A 23,520-nucleotide genomic window follows, 5' to 3' on the forward strand; every position below is an offset into this window, starting at 1 on the left:
TGACGACCAAGCCCCGGCCGTCGCCGGGGAAGCGCGGTGCCTGGTTCCCTCGAACGCCCAGCCTAGACGTTCACGCGCCCGGTCCGCACCAGCTTGCCCCATCCCACGCTTCGTCCGCGCAGCGCCTGGGTAATCGCCTTCAACACGACATAATACATGATCTGGCGATAGCCGAAGCGCTGCGGCACCAGCAGCCACAACAGCCGCCAATCCTCGCGCCGTTCCAGCGCGAACGCGACCGTCGCGGCGAGCAGGTCGATCAGCGTGAAGACCAGCCAGTAGATCAGCATCTTCTCGACATCATGCTGCGTCTGCGCCCAGCCATGCGCCAGCACGGCGAGATAGGTCATGACGAAACTGACGATCAGCGCGAGATCGATGATCGGTGAGATCGCAGCGAACACGATCTGGAACAGGATCGCCTGCGGCAGCCCGACGCGCGCGAGCCCGCGGGGTTTGCCCGTGGCCATGATCACGCCGTGCTTCCACAGGCATTGCAGCGTCCCGAACGCCCAGCGGAAGCGCTGCTTGGCGAGGCCCTTGATCGTCTCGGGCGATTCGGTCCAGGCGACGGCATATTGGTCATAGGTGACCTTCCATCCGGCGCGCTGGATCGCAATCGTCAGGTCCTGGTCCTCGGCGAGCGTGTCGTCCGGGTAGCCGCCGACCTGCTTGATCGCTGACAAACGCCACGCACCCACCGCGCCTGGCACCACCGTCATCGCATCGAGCCGCGCGAGGGCGCGCCGTTCGAGGTTCTGCGCGGTAATGTATTCGACCGCCTGGAACCGCGTGAGCAGATTGACGCGGTTGCCGACCTTGGCATTGCCCGCGACTGCCCCGAGCGCGGGGTCGACGAACCAGCGCGCCAGCCGCGCGATCGTGGTCGGCTCGAACTGCGTATCGGCATCGAGTGCGATCACGATCTCGCCGGTCGCCAGCTCGATTCCCCGATTGAGCGCGCGCGCCTTGCCGCCATTCTCGAGCGTCAGCAGCTTCACGCGGGCATCGCCGGCAAATGCGGCCTGAATCACCGCGCTGGTCCCGTCGGACGAGCCGTCGTCGATCACGATCACCTCGACCCGGACGTCGGTCGACGCGAGCACGCCGCGCACCGCGCGCTCGATCACCAGTTCCTCGTTGAACGCGGGGATCATCACCGTGACGAACGTGGTCGGGTCGATCGGCGGGAACACCATCCGCCCCTCGCGCCGCGCCTGGATCAGGGCAAGCGCCGACAGGACGATCGCGCGGGCGATTCCGATCGAGATCGCAAAGAAGAAGATCCAGCCAAGCGCGATGACGATACCGCCCAGCGCGCTGAAGATGAACAGGTTGAACTGCGCAGCGACCTGTTCGCTCTCGGTGATCGGCGGCATCGCGAGGTTGCGCGGGATGCCGGCCAGTTCCGACACCGGCACGAAGCGGTACCCCTTGGCCCGGAGCTGATCGATGATCTGCGGCAGCGCAGCCACGGTCTGCGAACGATCGCCGCCCGCGTCGTGGAGCAGCACGATGTTGCGGCTGCACTGCGGCTCACCGTCACCCGTGCACCGCCCGACCGGATCCGTGACGTCGTCGACCGTGCTGTCGATGATCGACTGCGTGCCCGGTCGTTTCCAGTCACCCGGATCGACGTGCAGACCGACCGAGATGTAGCCGCGGTTCTGCGCCTGCAACGCCGGATCGATTTCGTCCGCGGTGGTCGGCTCGGCATCGCCGAAATAGGGCGCGCGGAACAGTCGCAAGGAATGCCCCGTGAACGCCTGGAACAACCGTTGCGTGGTGTTCAGCTGGAAGCTCGTCTCGGTTTCCGAGGCACCCGCCAGATTGGGGTGGGTATAGGTGTGGCTGCCGATCTCATGGCCTTCGCGCATCATCCGTTCGAGCAGGCGGCGCTGGGTCAGCGCATTCTCGCCGATGATGAAGAACGTGCCCGGAACCTTCTTTTCCTTCAGGATGTCGAGAATGCGCGGGGTCCAGGTAGGATCGGGCCCGTCGTCGAACGTCAGCGCCACCAGGCCGGGGCGATACCCGGTCCGCGCGACGATGTACGGCGATGGCAACTGGACGAAACGAACGTCGCCGATCCCGCCGCGCGCATTGGCCACCGCTTGGCGAACACCCGCGACCGGTACGCCCGCGATCTTGAGGATCTCGCCGCTGCCCTCGATGTCGACGTCGGTACCCGCCGGGATCGCGTTGATCGTCGAAGGCGCGGGCAACGTGCGGTGCGAGCGACCGAAGACGGACCAGAGCCCGGGATCCTCCGCGCCCAGGCGCCACACCGCGACGCCGTTCAGCCCGACGCGGTTGAGGAATTTCATCTCGTTATACGCGGACGCCGCATCGAGCAGCCAGACGACATGGCGACTCTTGCCTTCCATATAGGCGAAGCTGGTGTTGCCGCTCGCCTTGTCAAACACCGGCATTGCGCTCGATTCGCGCGCGTTCTGCCATGCCTCGTCGATCGAGAGCGGTTCGCCGCCGCCGTCGTGCCAGTCATAGCCATAGCTGCCGATCGCGACGACGATCTTGCTGCGCGGGACACCGCGCACCGCGCGTGCGACCGACTGTTCGAACCACCCCTGCGAGGCGATCGGTCCGGACTCGCCGCCGACCTCGTGCTCGTCATAGGCCATCAGGAACACGCGATCGACGATGGCGGCGAACGCCCCGATGTTCCAGCCGTCCTCGCCCTCGGCCGCCCCGATCGGGACCGCGATCGCGATGACCCAATTGTGCCTGGCGAAGCGCGCCTTGGTTTCGCGCAGGAAGGTGCGGAAGTCGGCCTGCCCGCGCGGGCTCAGTTCCTCGAAGTCGAAGAACGCACCACCCGCGCGATTCTGCGCCAGCCAGGGTTCCAGTCGATCGAGGAACGCCTTGCGTTGCGCAGCCGAGCGCAACATTGCCTCCATGCCCTTCGCGTCCCAATTGCCGTCCTTGGCGTTCTGGATCATCGGCAGCAGCAACGGGCGATGCGGCGAGCGGTTGAGGATCTCGCGCCCAGCGGTATCGCGATAGACGGTGATGTCGTGCGCGGCGCCCGTCACCGATACCCAGCCGGGGATCAGCCAGTCGAGTTCCCCGATGTGACGCCTCAACGACGCGACGCTCGACTGATCCCATGGCACGTGAAAGGCGATCGCCAGCGGCTGGTCGACCGCTGCCCCGACCCCACGCGGCGGCGCGGCGCCCATCAACCGTGCATAATCGATGATCCTCCGCCGCGCGCGCTTGAGCAACGGATCGTGCGGCGGGGGCAGCTTGGTAAAAGCCGCATGTTCCGCTTCGACGGGCAGCAACGGGGGCGCCGGCACCGCACCGATCGACACCCCGAGCGCGGCGATCGACAGCAGCAGCAGCAATATGAAAGCTGCCACGGCCATGGCAAAGCGACGACGCCGGCGACCCGAGGCATCATAGAAAACGGGCGCACGGCTCATCGGCGAGACTTCCTTTGTAACAGCCTGACACAATCGCATCGGTCCCTTCGCATGGCCATAGCCCGACGCCAAGATGACATTGAATTCATTCGGCCCTTCGCGGGCGGCGGATCGTTGCGGCCGGGCTTCATTGCTTGCCCCGTTGCGACATGCGGCTACGATCGACCGACAGGAGAACGAACGACATGCGCCACATCGCAATCATCGGTTCGGGACCGGCCGGATATTATACCGCCGAGGCGTGCCAGAAGGCGTTCGGCAGCGATTGCCGGATCGACATCCTCGATCGGCTGCCGGTGCCTTATGGCCTGATCCGCACCGGCGTCGCCCCGGATCATCAATCGATCAAGGGCGTCGCGCGGCGCTACGAAGCGGTCGCGTTGAGCGATACCGTGCGGTTCGTCGGCAATGTATCGGTCGGGGACGATGTCGCGATCGCGGAACTGCTCGACCTGTACGATGCGGTCGTGCTTGCGACCGGCGCGCCGGCGGACAAGCCGCTCGGGGTGCCGGGGGACGATTTGCCGGGCGTGATCGGCTCGGCGGCGTTCGTCGGGTGGTACAATGGCCACCCTGATTTCGCGCAGCTCGATCCCCCCGTCCACGGACTGGACGCCGTCGTCGTCGGCGCGGGGAACGTCGCGCTCGACGTCGCGCGGATCCTCGCCAAGACCGAGGCCGAATTCGGCGGGTCGGATATCGTCGGCCATGCGCTCGACCGGCTGCGGGCGGCCGAACATGCGACCGTGACCTTGCTCGCGCGGCGTGGCCCGCACCAGATCGCGATGACACCCAAGGAACTCGGCGAGCTGGCGCATCTGACCCGGGCCGTCCCGCTGGTCGACCCTGCCGACCTTCCACCGATCGCGGCGGATGCCGAGCTCGAACCAGGGCTGTGCAAATCGGTCGCGTATTTGCGCGACTTCGCAGCCGTGCACGATGACAAGCCGGTACGGATCGTGTTCGATTTCTTCGCCCGCCCGGTCCGGATCGAAGGCGACGCCAGCGCAGAGCGGGTCATCGTCGCCCGCACGCGAATCGATCCGACGGGTCGCGTCGTCGATACCGGCGAGGAATATGCCATCCCCGCAACGCTGGTGGTGAGCTGCATCGGTTATCGCACCCCCCCGATCGCCGGCGTGCCCTATGACGATGCGCTGGGCCGCTTCGCCAATGTCGACGGACGCATCGCGCCGGGGCTCTATGCGGTCGGCTGGGCACGGCGCGGCCCGACGGGTACGATCGGGACCAACCGCCCGGACGGCTTCGCGATCGCCGAGTTGATCGCGGCGGACATCGCAGCCGGCAGCGGCAAGCCGGGTCGTGCCGGGCTCGATGCGCTGCTCGATCAGCGCGGCGTCGATATCGTCACCTTCCGCGACTGGCAGAAGATCGAAGCCGCCGAAATCACCCGAGCGAGAACAGGCGCGCCGCGCGAGAAATTCGCGACGATCGCCGAGATGCTCGCCGCGCGTGCCTAGCGTTCGGCGGAGCGATCATCGCCAACCGCCACTTTTCGCTTGATCGCAGCCCGCCGCCCGGCTAACCGCTCGCCCCTGCAATGTGTCGGGGCGTGGCGCAGTCTGGTAGCGCACTGGTCTCGGGGTCCAGGGGTCGTAGGTTCGAATCCTATCGCCCCGACCATTGCAGCGATAGCTTCGCCCTGGCGGCTCGAGGCGTGATCCCCGAAAATTTTTTGATAGTCTTGTACACTTCCCCGGCGAAGGCCGGGGCCCAGTAGCGGGCGTTTTGCCTGCGGGCGCTGCGCTACCTTACCTCGACCTTCGCTACTGGGCCCCGGCCTTCGCCGGGGTGGTAGAACTTTGCTGTAAAACCTCAGCCCTTGTGCTTCGCGCGCCAGTCGCGAACCGCCTGGAGTGTCCCCTCGACATGGCCGACCGGGTTGTTCTGGGTGAGCTCGTAGATCACCTCGCCGGTCGGCGCGATGACATAGGACGTGCGGCTCGTGATCTTCGAGCCCGCCGCATAGGACACGTCATAGTTGCTGATCATCGGCGGAGTCGCGGCGGCGACCGGGAAGGCGCTGCGGCATTCTTCCTTCGAGAAGGCATCGATCTTGTCGATCCCGCCCGCGGTCAAGCCGACCAGCGTCGCACCCGCCTTCTTGAAGTCGGCGGCGGCCTCGGCGAACTTGTGCGCTTCGATCGTGCAGCCTGCAGTAAAGGCGGCGGGGAAGAAGTAGACCACGACCGGGCCCTTCTTGAGCGCCGATGCGAGCGAGAAGGTGAACGGCTTGCCACCGAGCGCGCCCTGCGTGGTGAAGTCGGGGGCCTTCGCCCCGACCTTGAGCGCAGCCGTCGCCGGGGCGGCGAGCATCAGCGTGCCGGCAAGCGCGGCAGCGGCGTACGAACGGGCGAGCTTCATCCAAATTCTCCTGTCGATTTGATCCGGAGCGTAGCTCGCCCCCTGCCCCGCCGCCAGCGGCAATTGTGCCGCTGCGACTCGCGCGATGTTGCGTTGGCCCGCGTGCATGCTATCGCCACGAGCATGACCACCCCGCTCGACCGCATCCGCAACTTTTCGATCATCGCGCATATCGACCACGGCAAGTCGACGCTTGCCGACCGCCTGATCCAGCAGACCGGCGGCCTCACCGCGCGCGAAATGTCCGAGCAGGTGCTCGACAATATGGAGATCGAGAAGGAGCGCGGGATCACGATCAAGGCGCAGACCGTGCGCCTCGCCTATCACGCCAAGGACGGTCTCGATTACGTCCTCAACCTGATGGACACGCCCGGCCACGTCGACTTCGCCTACGAAGTGAGCCGCAGCCTCGCCGCGTGCGAGGGCGCGCTGCTGGTGGTCGACGCGGCGCAGGGCGTCGAGGCGCAGACGCTGGCCAACGTCTACCAGTCGATCGAGCATGACCACGAGATCGTGCCGGTCATCAACAAGATCGATCTGCCCGCCGCCGAACCCGAAAAGGTCCGCAAGGAAATCGAGGACGTGATCGGCATCGACGCGTCCGGCGCGGTGCTCGCGTCGGCCAAGTCGGGAATCGGCATCGAGGACATCCTCGAGGCGATCGTCACCAAGATCCCGCCGCCCAAGGGCGACCCCGAAGCGCCGCTGAAGGCGATGCTGGTCGACAGCTGGTACGATCCGTATCTCGGCGTCGTCATCCTCGTCCGCGTGATCGACGGCGTCCTGAAGAAGGGCCAGCAGATCAAGTTCATGCAGACCGGCACGATGCATCTGGTCGACCGGGTCGGGTGTTTCCGCCCCAAGATCGAGCAGTTGACCGAACTCGGCACGGGCGAGATGGGCTTCATCACCGCGCAGATCAAAGAAGTCGCGCAGACTCGCGTCGGCGACACGATCACCGATGCGAAGCGCCCCGCGCTCGAGGCGCTGGCGGGCTTCAAGGAAGTCCAGCCGGTGGTGTTCTGCGGCCTCTTCCCGGTCGACGCCGCCGAGTTCGAGAAGCTGCGCGAGAGCATCAGCAAGCTGCGGTTGAACGATGCGAGCTTCTCGTTCGAGATGGAGACGTCGGCGGCGCTCGGCTTCGGCTTCCGCTGCGGCTTCCTGGGGCTGCTGCATCTGGAGATCATCCAGGAGCGCCTGACGCGCGAATATGACCTCGACCTGATCACCACTGCGCCGTCGGTGGTGTATGAGATCGAGCTGACTCACCCCGATCCTGCGGGCACGACGCAAATCGAGTTGCACAACCCCGCCGACATGCCCGAGCCCAACAAGATCGCGACGATCAGCGAGCCGTGGATCGAGGCGACGATCTACGTCCCCGACGAATATCTCGGCAGCGTATTGAAGCTGTGCCAGGACCGCCGCGGTATCCAGAAGAACCTGACCTATGTCGGCGGCCGCGCCCAGGCGACCTACGAGCTGCCGCTCAACGAAGTGGTGTTCGATTTCTACGATCGGCTGAAGTCGATGTCGAAGGGTTATGCCAGCTTCGATTATCATCAGATCGGCTATCGCGAAGGCGACCTCGTCAAGATGAGCATCCTCGTCAACGAGGAGCCGGTCGATGCGCTGTCGATGATCGTCCACCGCGGCACCGCCGAAGTGCGCGGGCGCGGCATGGTCGAGCGGTTGAAGGACCTCATCCCGCGGCATCTGTTCAAGATTCCGATCCAGGCGGCGATCGGCGGCAAGGTGATCGCGCGCGAGACGATCAGCGCGATGCGCAAGGACGTCACCGCGAAATGCTATGGCGGCGATGCCAGCCGCAAGCGCAAGCTGCTCGACAAGCAGAAGAAGGGCAAGCTCAAGATGCGCGAATATGGCTCGGTCAGCATCCCGCAGGAGGCGTTCATCGCCGCGCTGCGGATGGGCGACGAGAACTGAACGGCCTTCCCAGACGATCGGAAGGTTAGGGGAAAGTTAGGCGGAATCGTGCGGCATCCGGGCGCTGTTCCGCTGTGCCGTCGCTATGTGTGCCAGTGCTGTCAAAGAGCCCGGGGACCCTATCAGAGACGCGCGGTGTAGGAGACCGTCGCAAGCGGGCCGCGTGCCGATAGCGCTCCTGCAGCAAACCAGCCCCTTGCGCTCGACTGCTTCATTTTAGATGCGTCGGCCTTTGTCCCCGCTCGAAACGGACGGATAGGACGTCCCGGGCAAGGGTCATTTCGCTCCAAGCGCACCAGCCCCAAAACGCCAAGACCCCGACGCATCGCGCCGGGGTCCTGGGTATTCTCACATCTGCGAAGCGATCAGTTGCCCTGCGGCGGTGCTCCGTTCGGGCCGCCCGCAGGCGCTCCACCGGGGACGCCGCCCGGCGGCATCCCGCCCGGCGCGCCGCCGCCCTGCATCATCTGCTGCTGCATCTGCTGCTGTTGCTGGAGCTGCTGGACCGCCGCCTTCGACAGGAAATCGAGCATCTCGATATCGAAGACGAGCGTCGAGTGCGCCGGCATCCCCGGACGCGCGGTATCGCCATAAGCAAGGCTAGGCTTGATCCAAACCCGATACTTGCCGCCCTTGGGGATCAGCGACAGCGCTTCCTCGAAACCGGGAACGACCGCATGCTCGCCGAGCGGCACCGGGAACGGGCGCTGGCTCTTGTCGAAGGTCGTGCCGTCGACGAACTTTCCCTCGTAATTGACGAGCGCGACGTCCTGGTCGGTCGGCGGCGTACCCGTGCCCGGTGTCAGCACCTGATATTGCAGGCCCGACGGAGTCTGCTTGACGCCCTTGTTCTGCGCATTGTGCGCAAGGAACGTCGCCGACGGATCGACCGGAGTCTGCATCGCCAGCGCCCCAGCGCCGACCGCGGCCACCGCGATGCCGGCCCACAGATACACCAAGACACGCCGCTTGACGGGCTTCAGCGGAACGGCGGTGATCGACATGGGAGCTCCCGGGTGGGCGGTCGGTTCAGGATCGGCAAGTCAGGATAGCAGCGGGCCAGACTGGCCCGCCCGGAACACGGGTCTTACCGTGCGCCGTCACGCTCCATGCGCTTGCGCTCGAGCTTGCGCGCGCGGCGAACGGCAGCAGCGCGCTCGCGCGCACGCTTCTCGCTCGGCTTCTCGTAATGACGGCGCAACTTCATTTCGCGATACACGCCTTCGCGCTGCAGCTTCTTCTTGAGCGCGCGCAGCGCCTGGTCGACATTGTTGTCGCGAACGATGATTTGCATAAACCCGAACAGCTCCGAATCGATAGAAAAGCGCCGCCGCGGACATCAGGTCCGCGTCGCAAGGCGTGCGCCCTACACGGGTGGGTTGTAAGTTTCAACCCGTGGCGCAGCTTTTACGTGACTTGCCGGCCCTGCGCTCGCTAAGCGAACACCATGACCGGAACACCCCTTACGCTCTATAACAGCCTTACGCGAACGCTAGAGCCGTTCGTGCCGATCGACCCGCGCGTGGTGCGAATCTACACCTGCGGCCCGACCGTCTATAACTATCAGCACATCGGCAACATGCGCGCGTTCCTCTTCGCGGACACGCTGGGGCGGGTGATTCGGTGGAAGGGCTGGCCGACCAAGCACGTCATCAACATCACCGACGTCGGCCACCTGACCAGCGACGCGGATGCGGGCGACGACAAGATGGAAAAGGCCGCCGCCGCGCAGGCCAAGTCGATCTGGGACATCGCCGCGCATTATACGGCGGCGTTCAAGGACGATGTCGCGCGGCTCAACATCGAGCCGCCGGCCGAATGGACCGTCGCAACCGACCACATCCCGCAGATGATCGACTTTGCCAAGACGATCGAGAAGGACTGCTACCTGATCGAAGGCGGCCTGTATTTCGACACCAGCAAAGTGCCGCATTATGGCGCGCTCGCGCGGGCTACGACGGATCTCGACGAAAGCCGGGGCGAAAGTCGGATCGACCCGGTATCGGGCAAGCGCAACGCCGCCGACTTCGCGATCTGGCGGCGCTCGCCGCCGGGCGAGCAACGCCAGATGGAATGGGATTCGCCGTGGGGCAAGGGCGCGCCGGGCTGGCATCTCGAATGTTCGGTGATGAGCCTCCAGCATCTCGGACATCCATTCGACATCCATACCGGCGGGATCGACCACCGCGAGATCCACCACCCGAATGAGATCGCGCAGAACCAGGCGTTCTGCTCGTGCGAGGATACCGGTGCGCGAATCTGGATGCATAACAACTTCCTCGTTGATCGCGGGGGAAAGATGTCGAAGTCGAGTGGCGAATTCCTGCGCTTGCAGACGCTGGTCGACGCAGGCTTCCACCCCCTCGCCTACCGGCTGATGTGCCTGCAGGCGCACTATCGCAGCGAGCTCGAGTTTACCTGGGAGAACCTCGCCGCCGCCCTCACCCGGCTGAAGCGGCTGGTGATCGCGCTCGACGCCCTGCGCGCGCGCGACGACGGAACACTCAAGGGCAACGCCGAACCCTATCTCGCGCGGCTCGAGGAAGCGGTGGCGGACGATCTCAACACGCCGCGCGCGCTGACGGTGCTCGACGAGATGATCGCGGACAAGAAGCTGTCGCCGGCGGTGCGGACTGGCGCGATCGGGGATTTCGATGCCGTGCTGGGGCTGCGGCTGGCGGACCTGACCCGGTCCGAGATGCGAGTGCGCCCGGTGGAAGCGACGATCGACGCGGCAACGATCGAAGCGCGGATCGCGGAACGCAGGCAGGCGCGGGTCGACAAGGATTTCGCGGCGTCGGATGCGATCCGCGATGCGCTTGCGGCGGCCGGCGTCGAAGTGATGGACGGCGATGCGCTGGGGTGGGACTGGAAGCTGGGGGCGGCATAAGACGGCTGCCGCCGGCCCGCCTACCCCGAACCTCGCGTTCCGGGATGAACCCGCGGCTCGGGCATTCTCCCATTCCCCGGGGGTGCAGGACCGTCGGCACCACACCAGCCGAACCTGCACCGACCCCGTCGGATCCCCCCACGAATGCACTTGTGGAACACGTCTGGTAGCGCTAACTTTGTCTGGAACACGCGACAACGAGCGCGGGATTCGGGAGAAGCAGGATGACGAAGGGCATGTATATCGCCGCACTATGCGGCATGGCTGGCATTGGCCTCGCCGCGACGACCGCGCTGGTCGCGCAAGACAAACCCGCGAACGCCAAGCGCTTCCTGTCACAACCGCTGGTGAAGTCGATCTACACGGCCGACCCGTCGGCCCACGTCTTCGCCGGCAAGATCTACGTCTACCCCAGCCACGACGTCCCGACCGCAATTGCTGACGATGATCTCGGCAACGAATATGCGATGCACGACTACCGCGTCCTCAAGATGGACCGGATCGGTGCGCCGGTAACGGTCGGCCCGGTCGCGCTTGACGTGAAGCAGGTCCCCTGGGCGTCGCAGCAGATGTGGGCGCCCGACGCCGCGTACAAGAACGGCACTTATTATCTGTACTTCCCGGCGCGCGACAAGACCAAGGACAAGAACGGCCTCGGCAAGTTCATGATCGGCGTGGCGACGTCGAAGAGCCCGATGGGCCCGTTCAAGGCCGACCCCAAGCCGATCGCGGGCGCGTTCTCGATGGATCCGGCCGTGTTCACCGACGCGGACGGCAAGAGCTACATGTATTTCGGCGGGATCTGGGGCGGACAGCTTCAACGCTGGAAGGACGGCAAGTTCGACCCCAACGGCAGCGATACCGATCTGCTGCAGGACGGGCAGCCCGCGCTGACCGGCAAGGTCGCGCGGATGAACCCCGACATGAAAAGCCTCGCCGAGACGCCGCGCGACGCGGTGATCCTCGACGCAAACGGCAAGCCGATCCTCGGCGGCGACCATGAGAAGCGCTTCTTCGAGGCGTCGTGGATGTTCAAGCGCGGCGGGCAATATTATTACACCTACTCGACCGGCGACACGCATTTCCTCAACTATGCGACCGGGACCAACCCCTATGGCCCATTCACCTATCGCGGGCATTTCCTGCTGCCGGTGCAGGGTTGGACGACGCATCATTCGATCATCCAGACCGGCGGCAAATGGTGGCTGTTCTATGCGGACACGCAGTTGAGCAACAAGAACCACCTGCGCAACGTCAAGGTGACCGAACTCCATTTCAACAATGACGGGACGATCCAGACGATCGATCCGTTGGTCAAATAAGGCAGCCGATGTTCTTGGGAATCGATATCGGCACGTCGGGCGTCAAGGCCGTCGTCCTCGACACGCATGGCGCGGTCGTCGGCCAGGGCGTTGCCGCGCTCACCGTCCAGCGCCCCCAGCCCTTGTGGTCCGAACAGGACCCCGAGGACTGGTGGAAGGCGACGACCGCCGCGGTCCTCGCGATCGACCCGGAGGTTCGCCGTTCGGTGCGCGGGATCGGGCTTGCCGGGCAGATGCACGGCGCGACCCTGCTCGGCGCGGACGATAAACCCTTGCGCCCCGCGATCCTGTGGAACGACGGGCGCTCCTTCGCCGAATGCGCGGCGCTGGAAGCGGTCACGGGTGATTTCCGCACCGTCGGCGGCAACATCGTGATGCCGGGCTTCACCGCGCCCAAGCTCGAATGGGTCCGGCGGCACGAGCCCGAGATCTTCGCGGAGGTCGCGACCGTGCTGTTGCCCAAGGACTATGTCCGGCTGCGAATGACGGGCGAGAAGGCCTCCGACATGTCGGATTCGGCGGGCACCTTGTGGCTCGACGTCGCCGGACGCCGCTGGAGCGAGAGGTTGCTCGCGGCGTGCGGGCTGACCGAGGCGCAGATGCCGCGGCTGGTCGAGGGCACCGACGTCGCGGGGAAGCTCCGCGCCGACATCGCCGAGGCCTGGGGCATGGCGCAGGTGCCGGTCGCGGGTGGCGCTGGCGACAATGCCGGTGGTGCTGCGGGCGTTGGCGTCGTCACCGATGGCAAGGCGTTGCTGTCGCTCGGCACGTCGGGCGTCATCTTCGTCGCCAATGATGCGTTCCGGCCCAACCCGGCGCGCGCGGTCCATGCGTTCGCGCATTGCCTGCCCGACATGTGGCATCAGATGGCGGTCCATCTCAGCGCCGCCTCGTGCATCGACTGGGTCGCCCGCCTGACCGGCGCGAGCGGTGCCGCCGAGCTGTTCCAGCGCGCCGAAGCGGCGGGTGTCGCGAACGGTCCCGAGATTTTCCTCCCCTATCTCTCGGGCGAACGCACACCCCATAACGACGCGCAGGTCCGCGGCGCGTTCTTCGGGCTAGACAATGACACCGACCCCAACCGGCTCGCGCAGGCGGTGCTCGAAGGCGTCGCCTTCGCGCTCGCGGACGGGCTCGACGTGCTGCGCGAAGCCGGAACGCAAGTCGCCGAACTCGCGGTCATCGGTGGCGGCGCACGCTCGCGCTACTGGGGCGAGACGCTCGCCGCCGCGATGGAGGTGCCGCTGGTGTATCTCCAGGGCGGCGAAGTCGGCCCCGCGCTCGGCGCAGCCCGGCTTGCGCAGATTGCGGTCGACGGCGGGACCCCGGCTGAAGTCTGCGTCGCCCCACCCGTTTCGCACCGGATTGCGCCCGATGCGGAATTGACCGCACGGCTTGCGCCCAAGAAGGCTGCGTTCCGCGCCGCCTACGCCCGCATCGCCCCCCTCACCGCATCCAACTGACTTTTCGAAGGAGCGCCCCAATGGCCAATGATTTCTTTGCCGACATTCCCCAGATCGCCTTCAAGGGCCCCGAGACCGACGACGAGCTCGCCTATCGCTATTACGACAAGGACCGGGTCGTCATGGGCAAGCGGATGGAAGACCATCTGCGCTTCGCCGCGTGCTTCTGGCACACCTTCTGCTGGCCGGGTTCGGACGTGTTCGGCGGGGGCACGTTCAACCGCCCGTGGCATGCCGGTGCCAACGATGCAGCCGCCGCCGCGCAGAAGCGCGAAGTCGCATTCGACTTCTTCACCAAGCTCGACATCCCCTTCTATGCGTTCCACGACGTCGACGTGATGGCGGATGCCGCCAACATCACCGAGCATCGCCGCAACTTCGCCGAGGCGGTCGATCACCTCGAGAAGCTGCAGGCCGCGTCGGGCCGCAAGCTGTTGTGGGGCACCGCCAACCTGTTCAGCCACCCGCGCTTCGCCGCTGGCGGCGCGACCAACCCCAACCCGGAAGTGTTCGCGTTCGGCGCGATGCAGGTGCGCGACGCGCTCGAAGCGACGCATCGCCTCGGCGGCGCGAACTACGTGCTGTGGGGCGGTCGCGAGGGCTATGAGACGCTGCTCAACACCGACATGAAGCGCGAGCTCGACAATTTCGGGCGCTTCCTGTCGCTCGTCGTCGAGCACAAGCACAAGATCGGCTTCACCGGCACGATCCTGATCGAGCCCAAGCCGTTCGAGCCGACCAAGCATCAATATGATTTCGACACCGCGACGGTGTACGGCTTCCTCAAGCGCTACGGCCTCGAGAATGAAGTGAAGGTCAACATCGAGGCGAACCACGCGACCCTCGCCAGCCACACGTTCGAGCATGAGATCGCCACCGCCGCAGCGCTCGGCATCTTCGGCTCGATCGACGCGAACCGCGGCGATCCGCAGAATGGCTGGGATACCGACCAGTTCCCCAATTCGGTCGAGGAACTGACGCTCGCCAATCTCGAGATCATCCGCGCGGGCGGCTTCACCACCGGCGGGTTCAACTTCGACGCCAAGGTCCGCCGTCAGTCGATGGACGCGGTCGACCTGTTCCACGGCCATGTCGGCGCGATCGACGTCGTCGCCAAGGGCCTGCTTAATGCAGCGGCGCTGATCGAGGACGGTCGTCTCGATGCGGTCAAGACCGAGCGGTATGCCGGTTGGGATGCCGAGTTCGGCCAGAAGGTCGGGTCGCTCGACCTGGCGGGAATCGCGGATCTCGCGGTCGAGCAGGGCATCGACCCGCAGCCGCGCTCGGGCCGTCAGGAGCGGATCGAGAATCTGATCAACCGCTTCCTCTGATCGCAACGATCCCGTGATGGATACTGGGGCGCAGGCACATCGTGCCGCGCCCCCTTTTTTTTTGCCTGCGTTTCAGATGCAGCGCGCTGCCAAACCTGTTCTAGCCCCAGGTTCGTAACGCGAGAAACACTGTGATCGCCCAAACGGACACGACACCGCAAGCGGCCGTCAAAGCCCTCGCGGGCGGCTCAGCTACCATGATAGAAACCCGATTATACGGTATGATGAGCGCAACGAAGGGAAGTATCGGCAGCAGATACCGTCCTTGATACCCTGCGACGTCAACCCCTGCGACCGGGCTGTTCTGGATGTACAGAAAGAGAAATGTCGCCGTGGCACAGCCAGTCACCACGATCCCGACGAAAGCGCGAAACAGCATCGGCAAACGATAGGCCCCAAACGACAAGACAGCACTGGCGAGCGCCACCATCGACGCCAGCAAATACCAGAAGGGCACATGCACTTTGAGGTCGGAGAGGCTGTTCCCGAGCATGGTCTTGAGCGCGTAGGGCGCGACATGGAACATCGATTTACCCATCACCGCAAGTGTTGCCAGAGGATGGTGCCGGATGAATGCGATCTGCATTTTGGGAATGACATCCGGATCCTGCGAGATCGGAAAGACATAGTCGTTTATCGTCAGGGACCAGGCAAGCGTTGCGGCGATCGCCACTGCTGCAATGGCGAGCGTCGCAAGGATGAACATCGTTCTTTGGCGTGCCGCCAACGCTGACCCGACGGGAATGAAAGCCAATGGCAGGTAAGCCAGCTTCGCCGCCGCGGCCGCTGAAACCGCGAAGACGAGCAACGGCCAAAGCCACCAGTGCCAACGCCGATCGTCAAACATCCGGACACAAAGCGCTAACAGCAGAAAACTGCCGCTCAGGACGGCCGCGTCGGCACTGAGCGTCGGCATCACGGAAACACCCATCGGCACGGTAGCTACGGCAAAGACCACGAGCGCCGCTCGGTTTCTGCCCAGCAAGCCCAGCGCAAGCCACGTGATGCCGACCGCCAACGCCCCGTTAGCGATCCGGCCGGCATAGAGCCAAGCGATCGGCGAAAAACCGAAGGAGCGCGCGGCGGCGATGCCCAACGCCGGTGCCAGATGCGCGATCGGCAGATACACGACGGTGTTGCTGAAAGACGTTAGCTGACGTGCATGGCCCATGGCCGGGCGCTTCAGCAGGTCGGACAGGCTTGGCCGGACCATCATCGGACAGCGCCAGTTCGGGAAAGCGCAGTAGGTTTTGACCAGCGCCACGGAGTCCGCGTCCACGAGGCCGCCTGCCCCTTGGCGATAGATGTTATCCACCAGTACCGGTCGGACGTCCCCATGCGACAACTGAATCGATCGATAGAAATGGGCGGCCTCATCCGGCGCCTGGAAGGGCGGCAATATGTAGGCCAGCGCGAGAATGACGGGAATGCAGCACAGCAGGTAAATCCGATCGAGCCCCCAGGCCGATTTCTCCGTTAAACGCATCTGTCCCCCGACGTCCCATCCGCAAGATGGGCGATGGGTAGCACAACCAACGCATTATAAAACTCGGTCAAAATGTTCCTGGGGGGGAGCCCGTTTGGATCTGATGCCCTCGGCTGCTACCGCGCCCCTTGCGCGAACGGGCCGATCATCGTGCCCACGAACCCGCCCGCCTTGTCGGTGCTGAGGTTGGTCGCATCCACCCCCGGCGCGAGCGTCACCCAGTCCTTGCCGACCGCATAAGCCAGATCGTACCGCCCCCCGTTCGCGGAAATGCGGAACCGCACCGGCCCGCTGACCGCAACCGCGCGCTCCGCCACGGTCACGCCGGTCCGCGGATCGTCCTTGCCCGCGCGGCGGGCGACCCGGACGAAGGTCTTGCCGTCGTGCCGCGTAAGCGCGATCGTCAGGAAATAGGCGTCGTTCTGGACCGCGGCGAGCCCCGCCATCTCGCCCTCGCCCGGGGTGAAGCGGACTTCGGTCGAAACGCGCGCGACCGCATGTTCCTGCCGCCGCGCGACGAACGCGGGCTTGCCGAAATCGCCGATCCCATCCGCCAGCGGATCGAGCAACAGTTCGCCACCCCCCAGCCGATAGGGCGCACCGCGCATCGTCATCCACTCGCGACCCAGCTGTGGCCCGGTGAAGTCGGTGCGGACCGAATAGCTCCCGGTCAGCGGGGTCGACGAAGTCGGCATCGAAGGCAACGGCGCGCGCGCCACGCGTGGCACGCCTTGGCCCTTGGGCAGGATCACCGGCCACCCCGAAGACCAGTCGACCGGCAGCAGGAAAGTCTCGCGCCCGATGTTGTAATAGTCCTGCGCATAGGGCCGCGTGCCGAGGAACACCGCCCACCAACGCCCGTCGGGTAGCTGGACCAGATCGGCATGGCCCGTCGCACTGACGGGATTGGGCCGGCCGACTGGCTGATCGCGCTGGGTCAGCACCGGGTTGATGTCCCGCGGCGCGGGGACATACGGCCCCTCGACCGACTTCGCGCGGAACACGACCTCGCTGTGATTGACGCCGGTGTCGCCCTCGGCCGCAAGCAGGTAATATGTATCCTCGATGCGATAGATATGCGGTCCCTCGATCCACACCGGCTTGGCCGCGAGATCGACCCCGCCGTCGACGATCATCCTGGGATGCCCGAGCATCCTGAGCGCGACCGGATCGAACTGTTCGATCCACAACGAGCGGTGACCGTCGTATTTGGATCCGCCGACCGGCGCGCGGTTGTTGACCAGCCACGCCTTGCCATCGGTATCAAAGTACAGCGACGGATCGATCCCCTCCACGCTCGGCAGGAACACGGGATCGGACCATGGTCCCGCCGGGTTGGTCGCGGTGATTACGAAGTTGCCGCCGCATTTGACGCAGGTGTTGACGATGAAGAAGCGCCCGGCGTGGTAATTGATCGCGGGGGCAAACACCCCCTCCGACATCGCACGCCCGGTGAAGTCGAGCTGACCGGGCCGGTCGATCGCATTGCCGATCTGGCGCCAGTGGACGAGATCGCGGCTGTGGAAAACCGGGATGCCGGGGAACCAGGAGAAGGTCGAATTGACGAGGTAATAATCCGCACCCACCCGGACGATGCTCGGGTCGGGATGATAGCCTGCGAGAATCGGATTGCGATAGCTTCCAGCAGGAACCGTCGCGCCATCGCTGCCGCTGTAGGACACCCAGGCGAACCGTGCCGGGCCCGCCGCCTGCGCCGCGCCCGTGACCAGCGCCAGTGCGCCGATTGCCATGGCGCTGTAACGGCCTGCCGCTAGCACTATCCGGACGATGCGGGCCGTCGTCGAAATCGGTCGGGACATGGCGCGCATCCTCAGTCTCGCCTTGCAGTTGGCGTCCGTAAACCCTATTATGTCTGAGTTATTATGGAAGGGCTTTTCGTGATCGATGGAGCAATTTTGATCGGTGCTGACGTTCGTCAGGCCGATACGCGGTTCACCGCAATCAACCCCGCGACCGGCGAAACGCTCGAGCCGAACTTCTCGGCCGCCGGGCCCGAAGCCGTCGCCGAAGCGGCCGCGCTCGCCGAAGCAGCGTTCCCGGTCTATTCGACGACCGACCTCACCACGCGCGCCGCATTCCTCGAGGCGATCGCCGAGGCGATCCTCGCGATCGGCGACGATCTGATCGTTCGCGCGATGAGCGAGAGCGGTCTCCCCCGCCCGCGTCTCGAAGGCGAGCGCGGTCGTACCGTCGGCCAGCTTCGCATGTTCGCGCAAATGGTTCGCCAGGGCGATTTCCTCGATGCGACGATCGACCCGGCGCTCCCCGACCGTGCCCCGCTGCCGCGTCCGGACCTGCGCCGCATCAACGTCGCGGTCGGCCCCGTCGCCGTCTTCGGCGCGTCCAACTTTCCGCTCGCCTTCTCGGTCGCAGGCGGCGACACCGCATCGGCGCTGGCAGCTGGCTGCCCGGTGATCGTCAAGGGCCATCCGGCGCATCCCGGCACCGGCGAACTCGTCGCGCGCGCGATCGCCTCGGCGGTCCAGTCGAGCGGTCTGCCCGCGGGTGTCTTCTCCTATCTGCCCGGCGACACGAACGCGCTGGGAGGCGCGCTCGTCGCGGACCCGCGCGTCAAGGCGGTCGGTTTCACCGGTTCGCGTGGCGGTGGCCTTGCGCTGATGAAGATCGCGGCCGAGCGCGACGAACCGATCCCGGTCTATGCCGAGATGTCGAGCATCAACCCGGTCATCCTGTTCCCCGCCGCGCTCGCCGCGCGCGCGAAAGAACTGGGTGCCGCTTACGTCCAGTCGCTGACGATGGGCGCAGGCCAGTTCTGCACGAACCCGGGCCTGGTGATCGCAGTCGAGGGGCCGGATCTCGACACGTTCGTCGCGGCTGCGGGCGAAGAGCTGACGGGTAGCGCGGCGCTGACGATGCTGACGCCGGGGATCCACGAAGCCTATCAGAAGGGCGTCGATGCGCTCGGTGGACATTCGGCGGTCCGGACCGTTGCCCGCGGTGTCGCCGACACCGGCCCGAACCAGGCGATCGGCGCGCTGTTCGAAACCGACGCGGCGAGCTTCCTCGCAGACCGCGCACTCGGGCACGAGGTGTTCGGCTCGTCGTCGGTCGTCGTGCGCTGCAAGGATCTTGCCGAGGTCGGCCATGTCATCGCCTCGCTCGAAGGCCAGTTGACCGCGACGGTCCAGATCGACGCGGGCGATGCCGAAGCGGCAGCGGGAATCGTCCCGATCATCGCTGGGCGGGTTGGCCGTATTCTCGCAAACGGCTGGCCGACGGGTGTCGAAGTCAGTCACGCGATGGTCCACGGCGGCCCCTTCCCCGCCACCAGCGACGGGCGCACGACCTCGGTCGGCACGCTCGCCATCTATCGCTTCCTGCGCCCGGTCTCGTTCCAGAACCTGCCGCAGGCGATGCTTCCGGCGGCGTTGCGCGATGGCAACCCGTGGGACATCGCGCGCCGGATCGACGGGGTGCGCGAGGCTTCCGCACGATGATCATCTCGCTCGTCCAGTTCGACGATGGCGCGCGCGGCGTTGCCGCGCTGACCCCCGATGGCGCACGCCGCGTCATCGGGGTGTCGACCGTGTTCGCGCTCGCCGATCTCGCGGTCCAGTCCGAAATGGGGCTGGCCGCGCTTGCGGAGACGCGACTCGGGGACGTCGTGGATCTGGCGGGCGTCCGCGTGTTGTCGCCGATCGATCACGCCGACGACGCGCATCTGCTCGTCAGCGGGACCGGGCTGACGCATCTCGGCTCGGCCGAGGGCCGCGACCAGATGCATCGCAAGGCAGCGGAACATCCCGACCCGACCGATTCGATGAAGATGTTCCTGATGGGCGTCGATGGCGGCAAGCCTGCGGCGGGCGAAACGGGCGTCCAGCCCGAATGGTTCTACAAGGGCGACGGTGCGATTCTCGCTGCCCCCGGCGAACCGCTGACGATGCCGGGCTTCGCGCTCGACGGTGGCGAAGAACCCGAGATCGCGGGGATCTACCTGATCGCGTCGGACGGAACGCCGGTGCGGCTCGGCTTTGCGCTCGGCAACGAATTCTCGGACCACGTGACCGAACGCGGCAATTACCTGTGGCTCGCGCATTCGAAGCTGCGTCCTGCCGCGCTCGGCCCCGAACTGCTGCTCGGCGACCTCCCCGCCGACGTGCGCGGTACCAGCCGGATCGTGCGGGATGGCGCGACCGTTTGGGAAAAGCCGTTCCTGTCGGGCGAGGCGAACATGTCGCACAGCATCGCCAACCTCGAGCATCATCATTTCAAATATGCCGGCTTTCGCCGCCCCGGCGACGTTCACGTGCACTTCTTCGGGACTGCGACACTGTCGTTCAGCGAAGGCTTCCAGACACGGCCGGGGGACGTATTCGAAATTGCGGCGGCGCCATTCACGCTTCCCGTCAGCAACCCGCTGGCTGTGGGGGAGACGGTCGTTCCGCAGGTCCGCGCGCTATAATCGCGTGCAGCTTCCGGAGCGCTACGCGATCGGCTAGCATCGGTGCCACACGCAAGGAAGCGGCATGACCGGAGACGACGACCGCAGCTTTGCCCCGCGCATTCACGGGATCATCGCGCACGACATTGGCGTCGAGATCGTCAGCGGGGTACGCCAGCCCGGCACCGTGTTCGGCGGCGAGATCGAGGCGAGCGAGGCGCTCGGCATCTCGCGCACCGCCTACCGCGAGGCGATCCGTATCCTGGCCGCCAAGGGACTGGTCGAGAGCCGACCCAAGGCCGGCACGCGCGTCACCCCCCGCAGCCGCTGGAACCTGCTCGACGTCGACGTGCTGGCATGGACGTTCGAGGGCGAACCCGACACCGATTTCATCATCGACCTGTTCGAATTGCGCGGCGTGATCGAACCCGCGGCCGCTGCGTTTGCGGCGCGGCGGCGGACAGATACCGATCTGGCCGAGATGAGCGACGCGCTCGAAGCAATGCGGCTATACGGGCTGAAGGACGCGCGCGGGCAGACCGCGGACCAGCGTTTCCACCGCGCGATCCTCGCCGCCGCGCGCAATGAACCGCTTGCGGCGCTCGCCAACAGCGTCGGCGCGGCGGTGCGCTGGACGACGACGTTCAAGCACCGCAAGCACGCTTTGCCACGCGATCCATTGCCGGACCACGAGCGGGTGCAGGAGGCAATCGTCGCAGGGGATGCCAAGGCAGCGCATGACGCGATGGTGGATCTGTTGCGGCTCGCGCTCGGCGACATGGGGCTGGCGGAGCGGGACTAGAGAGCCGCTCGACAGTACAGCATCGCAAGGGACATGCCTCCCGCCTTCCCCTAAACCTGAATCGCTTCCCCGGCGAAGGCCGGGGCCCAGTAGCAGTGGCCGTGGTTGCTCGGACGCACCTGCCCGTTACTTCGACCTTCCCGACTGGGCCCCGGCCTCCGCCGGGGAAGTCGCCAGCTCAGAGACCAGCGACTTCCCAAGACGGAAGTCTCGGTCGCCTTAATGGTTATCTCGCGGCAATCCGCGCGTCTGCGCGATGCGCTGATACGCCTCCGAGCCTTCGAGGATCGCGCCCGTCCCCAACTGCCCGACCACGGACCGCTGGATTTCCTGCCACGGGGTCTGCGACGCGGGATACTGATACCCCCCCGCCGCCTTCAGCGCGTCACGCCGTGCCGCGATCTCGGCATCGTCGATCAGCACGTCGGCGGTGCCGCGGTTGAGGTCGATCCGCACCCGGTCCCCCGTGCGCAGTAGCGCGAGCGTGCCGCCGGCGGCTGCCTCGGGCGAGGCGTTGAGGATCGACGGGCTGCCGCTCGTCCCCGACTGGCGACCGTCGCCGATGCACGGCAGCGCATGGACGCCGTCGAGGATCAGATGCGCGGGCGGACGCATATTGACGACTTCGGCCGCGCCCGGATAACCGATCGGCCCCGCGCCGCGCATCACCAGCAAGGTTTCCGGCGTGATCCCGGTCGCGGGATCGTCGATCAGCCGGTGATATTCCTCAGGGCCGTCGAAAACCACGACCGGCCCCTCGAACGCATCGAGATCGCCCGGGGTCGACAAATAGCGCTCGCGGAATTCGGGCGAGATCACGCTCGTCTTCATCACGGCATTGTCGAACAGATTGCCCGACAGCACGACGAAGCCCGCCGCTTCCATCAGCGGGGTCGCGAACGGACGGATCACCTTCTCGTCCTCGATTCCGACGCCGCGGCAATTCTCGCCCATCGTCTTGCCGTTGACGGTCATCGCGCCCTCGGCGATTAGCCCTTGGTCGATCAGCTGCGACACGACCGCCGGGACACCGCCCGCACGGTAGAAATCCTCGCCGAGATATTCGCCCGCGGGCTGCAAATTGACGAGCAACGGAATATCCAGCCCATGCGACTGCCACGTCTCGACCGGCACATCGACGCCGATGTGGCGCGAGATCGCCGTCAGATGGATCGGCGCGTTGGTCGACCCGCCGATCGCGGAATTGACCCGAATCGCGTTGAGGAAGGCGTCGCGTGTCATGATGTCCGAGGGCTTGAGGTCCTCGGCGACCATGTCGACGATGCGCTTGCCGGTCAGATACGCGACTTCCTGGCGATCACGATACGGCGCGGGGATCGCGGCCGAACCCGGCAACGACATGCCGAGCGCCTCGCACAGCGAGTTCATCGTCGTCGCGGTGCCCATCGTGTTGCAATAGCCGGTCGACGGTGCCGACGACGCCACCAGGCGGATGAATTCGGCGTGATCGATCTCGCCCGCCGCGAGCAGCTCGCGCGCCTTCCACACGATCGTGCCCGACCCGGTGCGCTCGCCCTTGTGCCAGCCGTTGAGCATCGGGCCGACCGACAGAGCGATCGCCGGAATGTTCACGGTCGCCGCCGCCATCAGACAGGCCGGGGTGGTCTTGTCGCAGCCGATCGTCAGCACGACGCCGTCGAGCGGATAGCCGTACAGCGTCTCGACCAGCCCGAGATACGCAAGGTTGCGGTCGAGGCCCGCGGTCGGGCGCTTGCCGGTTTCCTGGATCGGGTGGACCGGGAATTCGAGCGCGATGCCGCCCGCTTCGCGAATGCCTTCGCGCAGCCGCTCGGCGAGCACGAGGTGGTGGCGGTTGCACGGCGACAGGTCGGAACCCGTCTGCGCAATGCCGATGATCGGCTTGCCCGATTGCAGCTCGGCAAGGCTCAGGCCGAAGTTGAGATACCGCTCGAGATACAGAGCGGTCATGTCGATGTTGTCAGGATTATCGAACCACGCACGGCTGCGGAGCTTGGGAGGGGTGGACTCGGACATTTTCGG

16 protein-coding genes and 1 tRNA gene are annotated in these 23,520 nt (G+C 65.8%); 10 read left to right on the top strand and 7 right to left on the bottom strand.

What is annotated here, in order from left to right; genetic code table 11:
- Positions 1–62 precede the first annotated feature (62 nt).
- Complete coding sequence (locus L8K25_RS04755; protein WP_242137730.1) at positions 63–3,446, bottom strand: glycosyltransferase; 3,384 nt, start codon at positions 3,444–3,446, stop codon at positions 63–65.
- Between the two features lie 185 nt (positions 3,447–3,631).
- Between L8K25_RS04755 and L8K25_RS04760 the strand changes: the two genes are divergently transcribed.
- Entirely contained in the window at positions 3,632–4,927 is a 1,296-nt protein-coding gene (locus L8K25_RS04760) for an FAD-dependent oxidoreductase (protein WP_242137731.1), read from the top strand.
- 86 nt (positions 4,928–5,013) lie between these two features.
- Positions 5,014–5,090, top strand: a tRNA-Pro gene (locus tag L8K25_RS04765).
- A gap of 192 nt (positions 5,091–5,282) precedes the next feature.
- Here the strand turns inward: L8K25_RS04765 and L8K25_RS04770 are convergent.
- A complete protein-coding gene (locus tag L8K25_RS04770; RefSeq protein ID WP_242137732.1) occupies positions 5,283–5,831 on the bottom strand; it encodes a peroxiredoxin in 549 nt (182 codons plus the stop codon).
- 123 nt (positions 5,832–5,954) lie between these two features.
- On the opposite strand from L8K25_RS04770, the gene lepA reads away from it, so the two are divergent.
- Positions 5,955–7,778 carry a translation elongation factor 4 gene (gene lepA, locus L8K25_RS04775; protein ID WP_242137733.1) on the top strand — a complete coding sequence of 608 codons (1,824 nt, stop codon included), beginning with the start codon at positions 5,955–5,957 and terminating at the stop codon, positions 7,776–7,778.
- A gap of 365 nt (positions 7,779–8,143) precedes the next feature.
- Here lepA and L8K25_RS04780 read toward each other — a convergent pair whose 3' ends face one another.
- Together L8K25_RS04780 and rpsU are read right to left on the bottom strand one after the other, a co-directional pair.
- Entirely contained in the window at positions 8,144–8,782 is a 639-nt protein-coding gene (locus L8K25_RS04780) for an FKBP-type peptidyl-prolyl cis-trans isomerase (RefSeq protein ID WP_242137734.1), read from the bottom strand.
- Positions 8,783–8,865: 83 nt separating this feature from the next.
- Positions 8,866–9,072: a 30S ribosomal protein S21 gene (gene rpsU / locus L8K25_RS04785; protein ID WP_010162663.1), complete on the bottom strand. Its 207-nt coding sequence runs from the start codon at positions 9,070–9,072 to the stop codon at positions 8,866–8,868.
- 153 nt (positions 9,073–9,225) lie between these two features.
- Between rpsU and cysS the strand changes: the two genes are divergently transcribed.
- The 4 genes from cysS to xylA all read left to right on the top strand — a co-directional run bounded on the left by cysS (position 9,226) and on the right by xylA (position 14,784).
- On the top strand, positions 9,226–10,668 hold the full coding sequence (cysS, locus tag L8K25_RS04790) for a cysteine--tRNA ligase (RefSeq protein WP_242137735.1): 1,443 nt from the start codon (positions 9,226–9,228) through the stop codon (positions 10,666–10,668).
- Between the two features lie 224 nt (positions 10,669–10,892).
- Complete coding sequence (locus L8K25_RS04795) at positions 10,893–11,990, top strand: glycoside hydrolase family 43 protein (RefSeq protein ID WP_242137736.1); 1,098 nt, start codon at positions 10,893–10,895, stop codon at positions 11,988–11,990.
- Between the two features lie 8 nt (positions 11,991–11,998).
- Positions 11,999–13,453 carry a xylulokinase gene (gene xylB / locus L8K25_RS04800; protein WP_242137737.1) on the top strand — a complete coding sequence of 485 codons (1,455 nt, stop codon included), beginning with the start codon at positions 11,999–12,001 and terminating at the stop codon, positions 13,451–13,453.
- Positions 13,454–13,473: 20 nt separating this feature from the next.
- Positions 13,474–14,784, top strand: a complete 1,311-nt coding sequence (xylA, locus tag L8K25_RS04805) for a xylose isomerase (protein WP_242137738.1) — start codon at positions 13,474–13,476, stop codon at positions 14,782–14,784.
- Positions 14,785–14,884: 100 nt separating this feature from the next.
- Here xylA and L8K25_RS04810 read toward each other — a convergent pair whose 3' ends face one another.
- Positions 14,885–16,270 carry a DUF2142 domain-containing protein gene (locus L8K25_RS04810; protein ID WP_242137739.1) on the bottom strand — a complete coding sequence of 462 codons (1,386 nt, stop codon included), beginning with the start codon at positions 16,268–16,270 and terminating at the stop codon, positions 14,885–14,887.
- A 116-nt stretch (positions 16,271–16,386) separates the two neighbouring features.
- Positions 16,387–18,090 carry a glycoside hydrolase family 43 protein gene (locus L8K25_RS04815; RefSeq protein WP_242137740.1) on the bottom strand — a complete coding sequence of 568 codons (1,704 nt, stop codon included), beginning with the start codon at positions 18,088–18,090 and terminating at the stop codon, positions 16,387–16,389.
- A gap of 78 nt (positions 18,091–18,168) precedes the next feature.
- Here L8K25_RS04815 and L8K25_RS04820 point away from each other — a divergent pair, with 78 nt between their 5' ends.
- The 3 genes from L8K25_RS04820 to L8K25_RS04830 all read left to right on the top strand — a co-directional run bounded on the left by L8K25_RS04820 (position 18,169) and on the right by L8K25_RS04830 (position 21,498).
- Positions 18,169–19,749 carry an aldehyde dehydrogenase (NADP(+)) gene (locus L8K25_RS04820; RefSeq protein WP_242137741.1) on the top strand — a complete coding sequence of 527 codons (1,581 nt, stop codon included), beginning with the start codon at positions 18,169–18,171 and terminating at the stop codon, positions 19,747–19,749.
- Positions 19,746–20,717, top strand: a complete 972-nt coding sequence (gene araD1, locus L8K25_RS04825) for an AraD1 family protein (protein ID WP_242137742.1) — start codon at positions 19,746–19,748, stop codon at positions 20,715–20,717. The genes L8K25_RS04820 and araD1 overlap by 4 nt, the downstream gene beginning before the upstream one ends.
- A gap of 64 nt (positions 20,718–20,781) precedes the next feature.
- A complete protein-coding gene (locus L8K25_RS04830) occupies positions 20,782–21,498 on the top strand; it encodes a FadR/GntR family transcriptional regulator (RefSeq protein ID WP_242137743.1) in 717 nt (238 codons plus the stop codon).
- A 219-nt stretch (positions 21,499–21,717) separates the two neighbouring features.
- On the opposite strand, the gene L8K25_RS04835 is transcribed toward L8K25_RS04830, so the two are convergent.
- Positions 21,718–23,514, bottom strand: a complete 1,797-nt coding sequence (locus tag L8K25_RS04835) for an IlvD/Edd family dehydratase (RefSeq protein WP_242137744.1) — start codon at positions 23,512–23,514, stop codon at positions 21,718–21,720.
- Positions 23,515–23,520 lie beyond the last annotated feature (6 nt).

Source organism: Sphingomonas sp. TREG-RG-20F-R18-01, assembly GCF_022662475.1.
GTDB lineage: Bacteria > Pseudomonadota > Alphaproteobacteria > Sphingomonadales > Sphingomonadaceae > Sphingomonas.

Excerpts from the sequence above, each read along its gene's own strand:
- L8K25_RS04810 (WP_242137739.1), bottom strand. The coding sequence starts at position 16,270 with ATGCGTTTAACGGAGAAATCGGCCTGGGGGCTCGATCGGATTTACCTG.
- lepA (WP_242137733.1), top strand. The coding sequence starts at position 5,955 with ATGACCACCCCGCTCGACCGCATCCGCAACTTTTCGATCATCGCGCAT.
- L8K25_RS04770 (WP_242137732.1), bottom strand. The coding sequence starts at position 5,831 with ATGAAGCTCGCCCGTTCGTACGCCGCTGCCGCGCTTGCCGGCACGCTG.
- xylA (WP_242137738.1), top strand. The coding sequence starts at position 13,474 with ATGGCCAATGATTTCTTTGCCGACATTCCCCAGATCGCCTTCAAGGGC.
- cysS (WP_242137735.1), top strand. The coding sequence starts at position 9,226 with ATGACCGGAACACCCCTTACGCTCTATAACAGCCTTACGCGAACGCTA.
- L8K25_RS04795 (WP_242137736.1), top strand. The coding sequence starts at position 10,893 with ATGACGAAGGGCATGTATATCGCCGCACTATGCGGCATGGCTGGCATT.
- L8K25_RS04780 (WP_242137734.1), bottom strand. The coding sequence starts at position 8,782 with ATGTCGATCACCGCCGTTCCGCTGAAGCCCGTCAAGCGGCGTGTCTTG.
- L8K25_RS04830 (WP_242137743.1), top strand. The coding sequence starts at position 20,782 with ATGACCGGAGACGACGACCGCAGCTTTGCCCCGCGCATTCACGGGATC.
- L8K25_RS04760 (WP_242137731.1), top strand. The coding sequence starts at position 3,632 with ATGCGCCACATCGCAATCATCGGTTCGGGACCGGCCGGATATTATACC.
- rpsU (WP_010162663.1), bottom strand. The coding sequence starts at position 9,072 with ATGCAAATCATCGTTCGCGACAACAATGTCGACCAGGCGCTGCGCGCG.
- L8K25_RS04835 (WP_242137744.1), bottom strand. The coding sequence starts at position 23,514 with ATGTCCGAGTCCACCCCTCCCAAGCTCCGCAGCCGTGCGTGGTTCGAT.
- xylB (WP_242137737.1), top strand. The coding sequence starts at position 11,999 with ATGTTCTTGGGAATCGATATCGGCACGTCGGGCGTCAAGGCCGTCGTC.
- L8K25_RS04755 (WP_242137730.1), bottom strand. The coding sequence starts at position 3,446 with ATGAGCCGTGCGCCCGTTTTCTATGATGCCTCGGGTCGCCGGCGTCGT.
- L8K25_RS04815 (WP_242137740.1), bottom strand. The coding sequence starts at position 18,090 with ATGTCCCGACCGATTTCGACGACGGCCCGCATCGTCCGGATAGTGCTA.
- araD1 (WP_242137742.1), top strand. The coding sequence starts at position 19,746 with ATGATCATCTCGCTCGTCCAGTTCGACGATGGCGCGCGCGGCGTTGCC.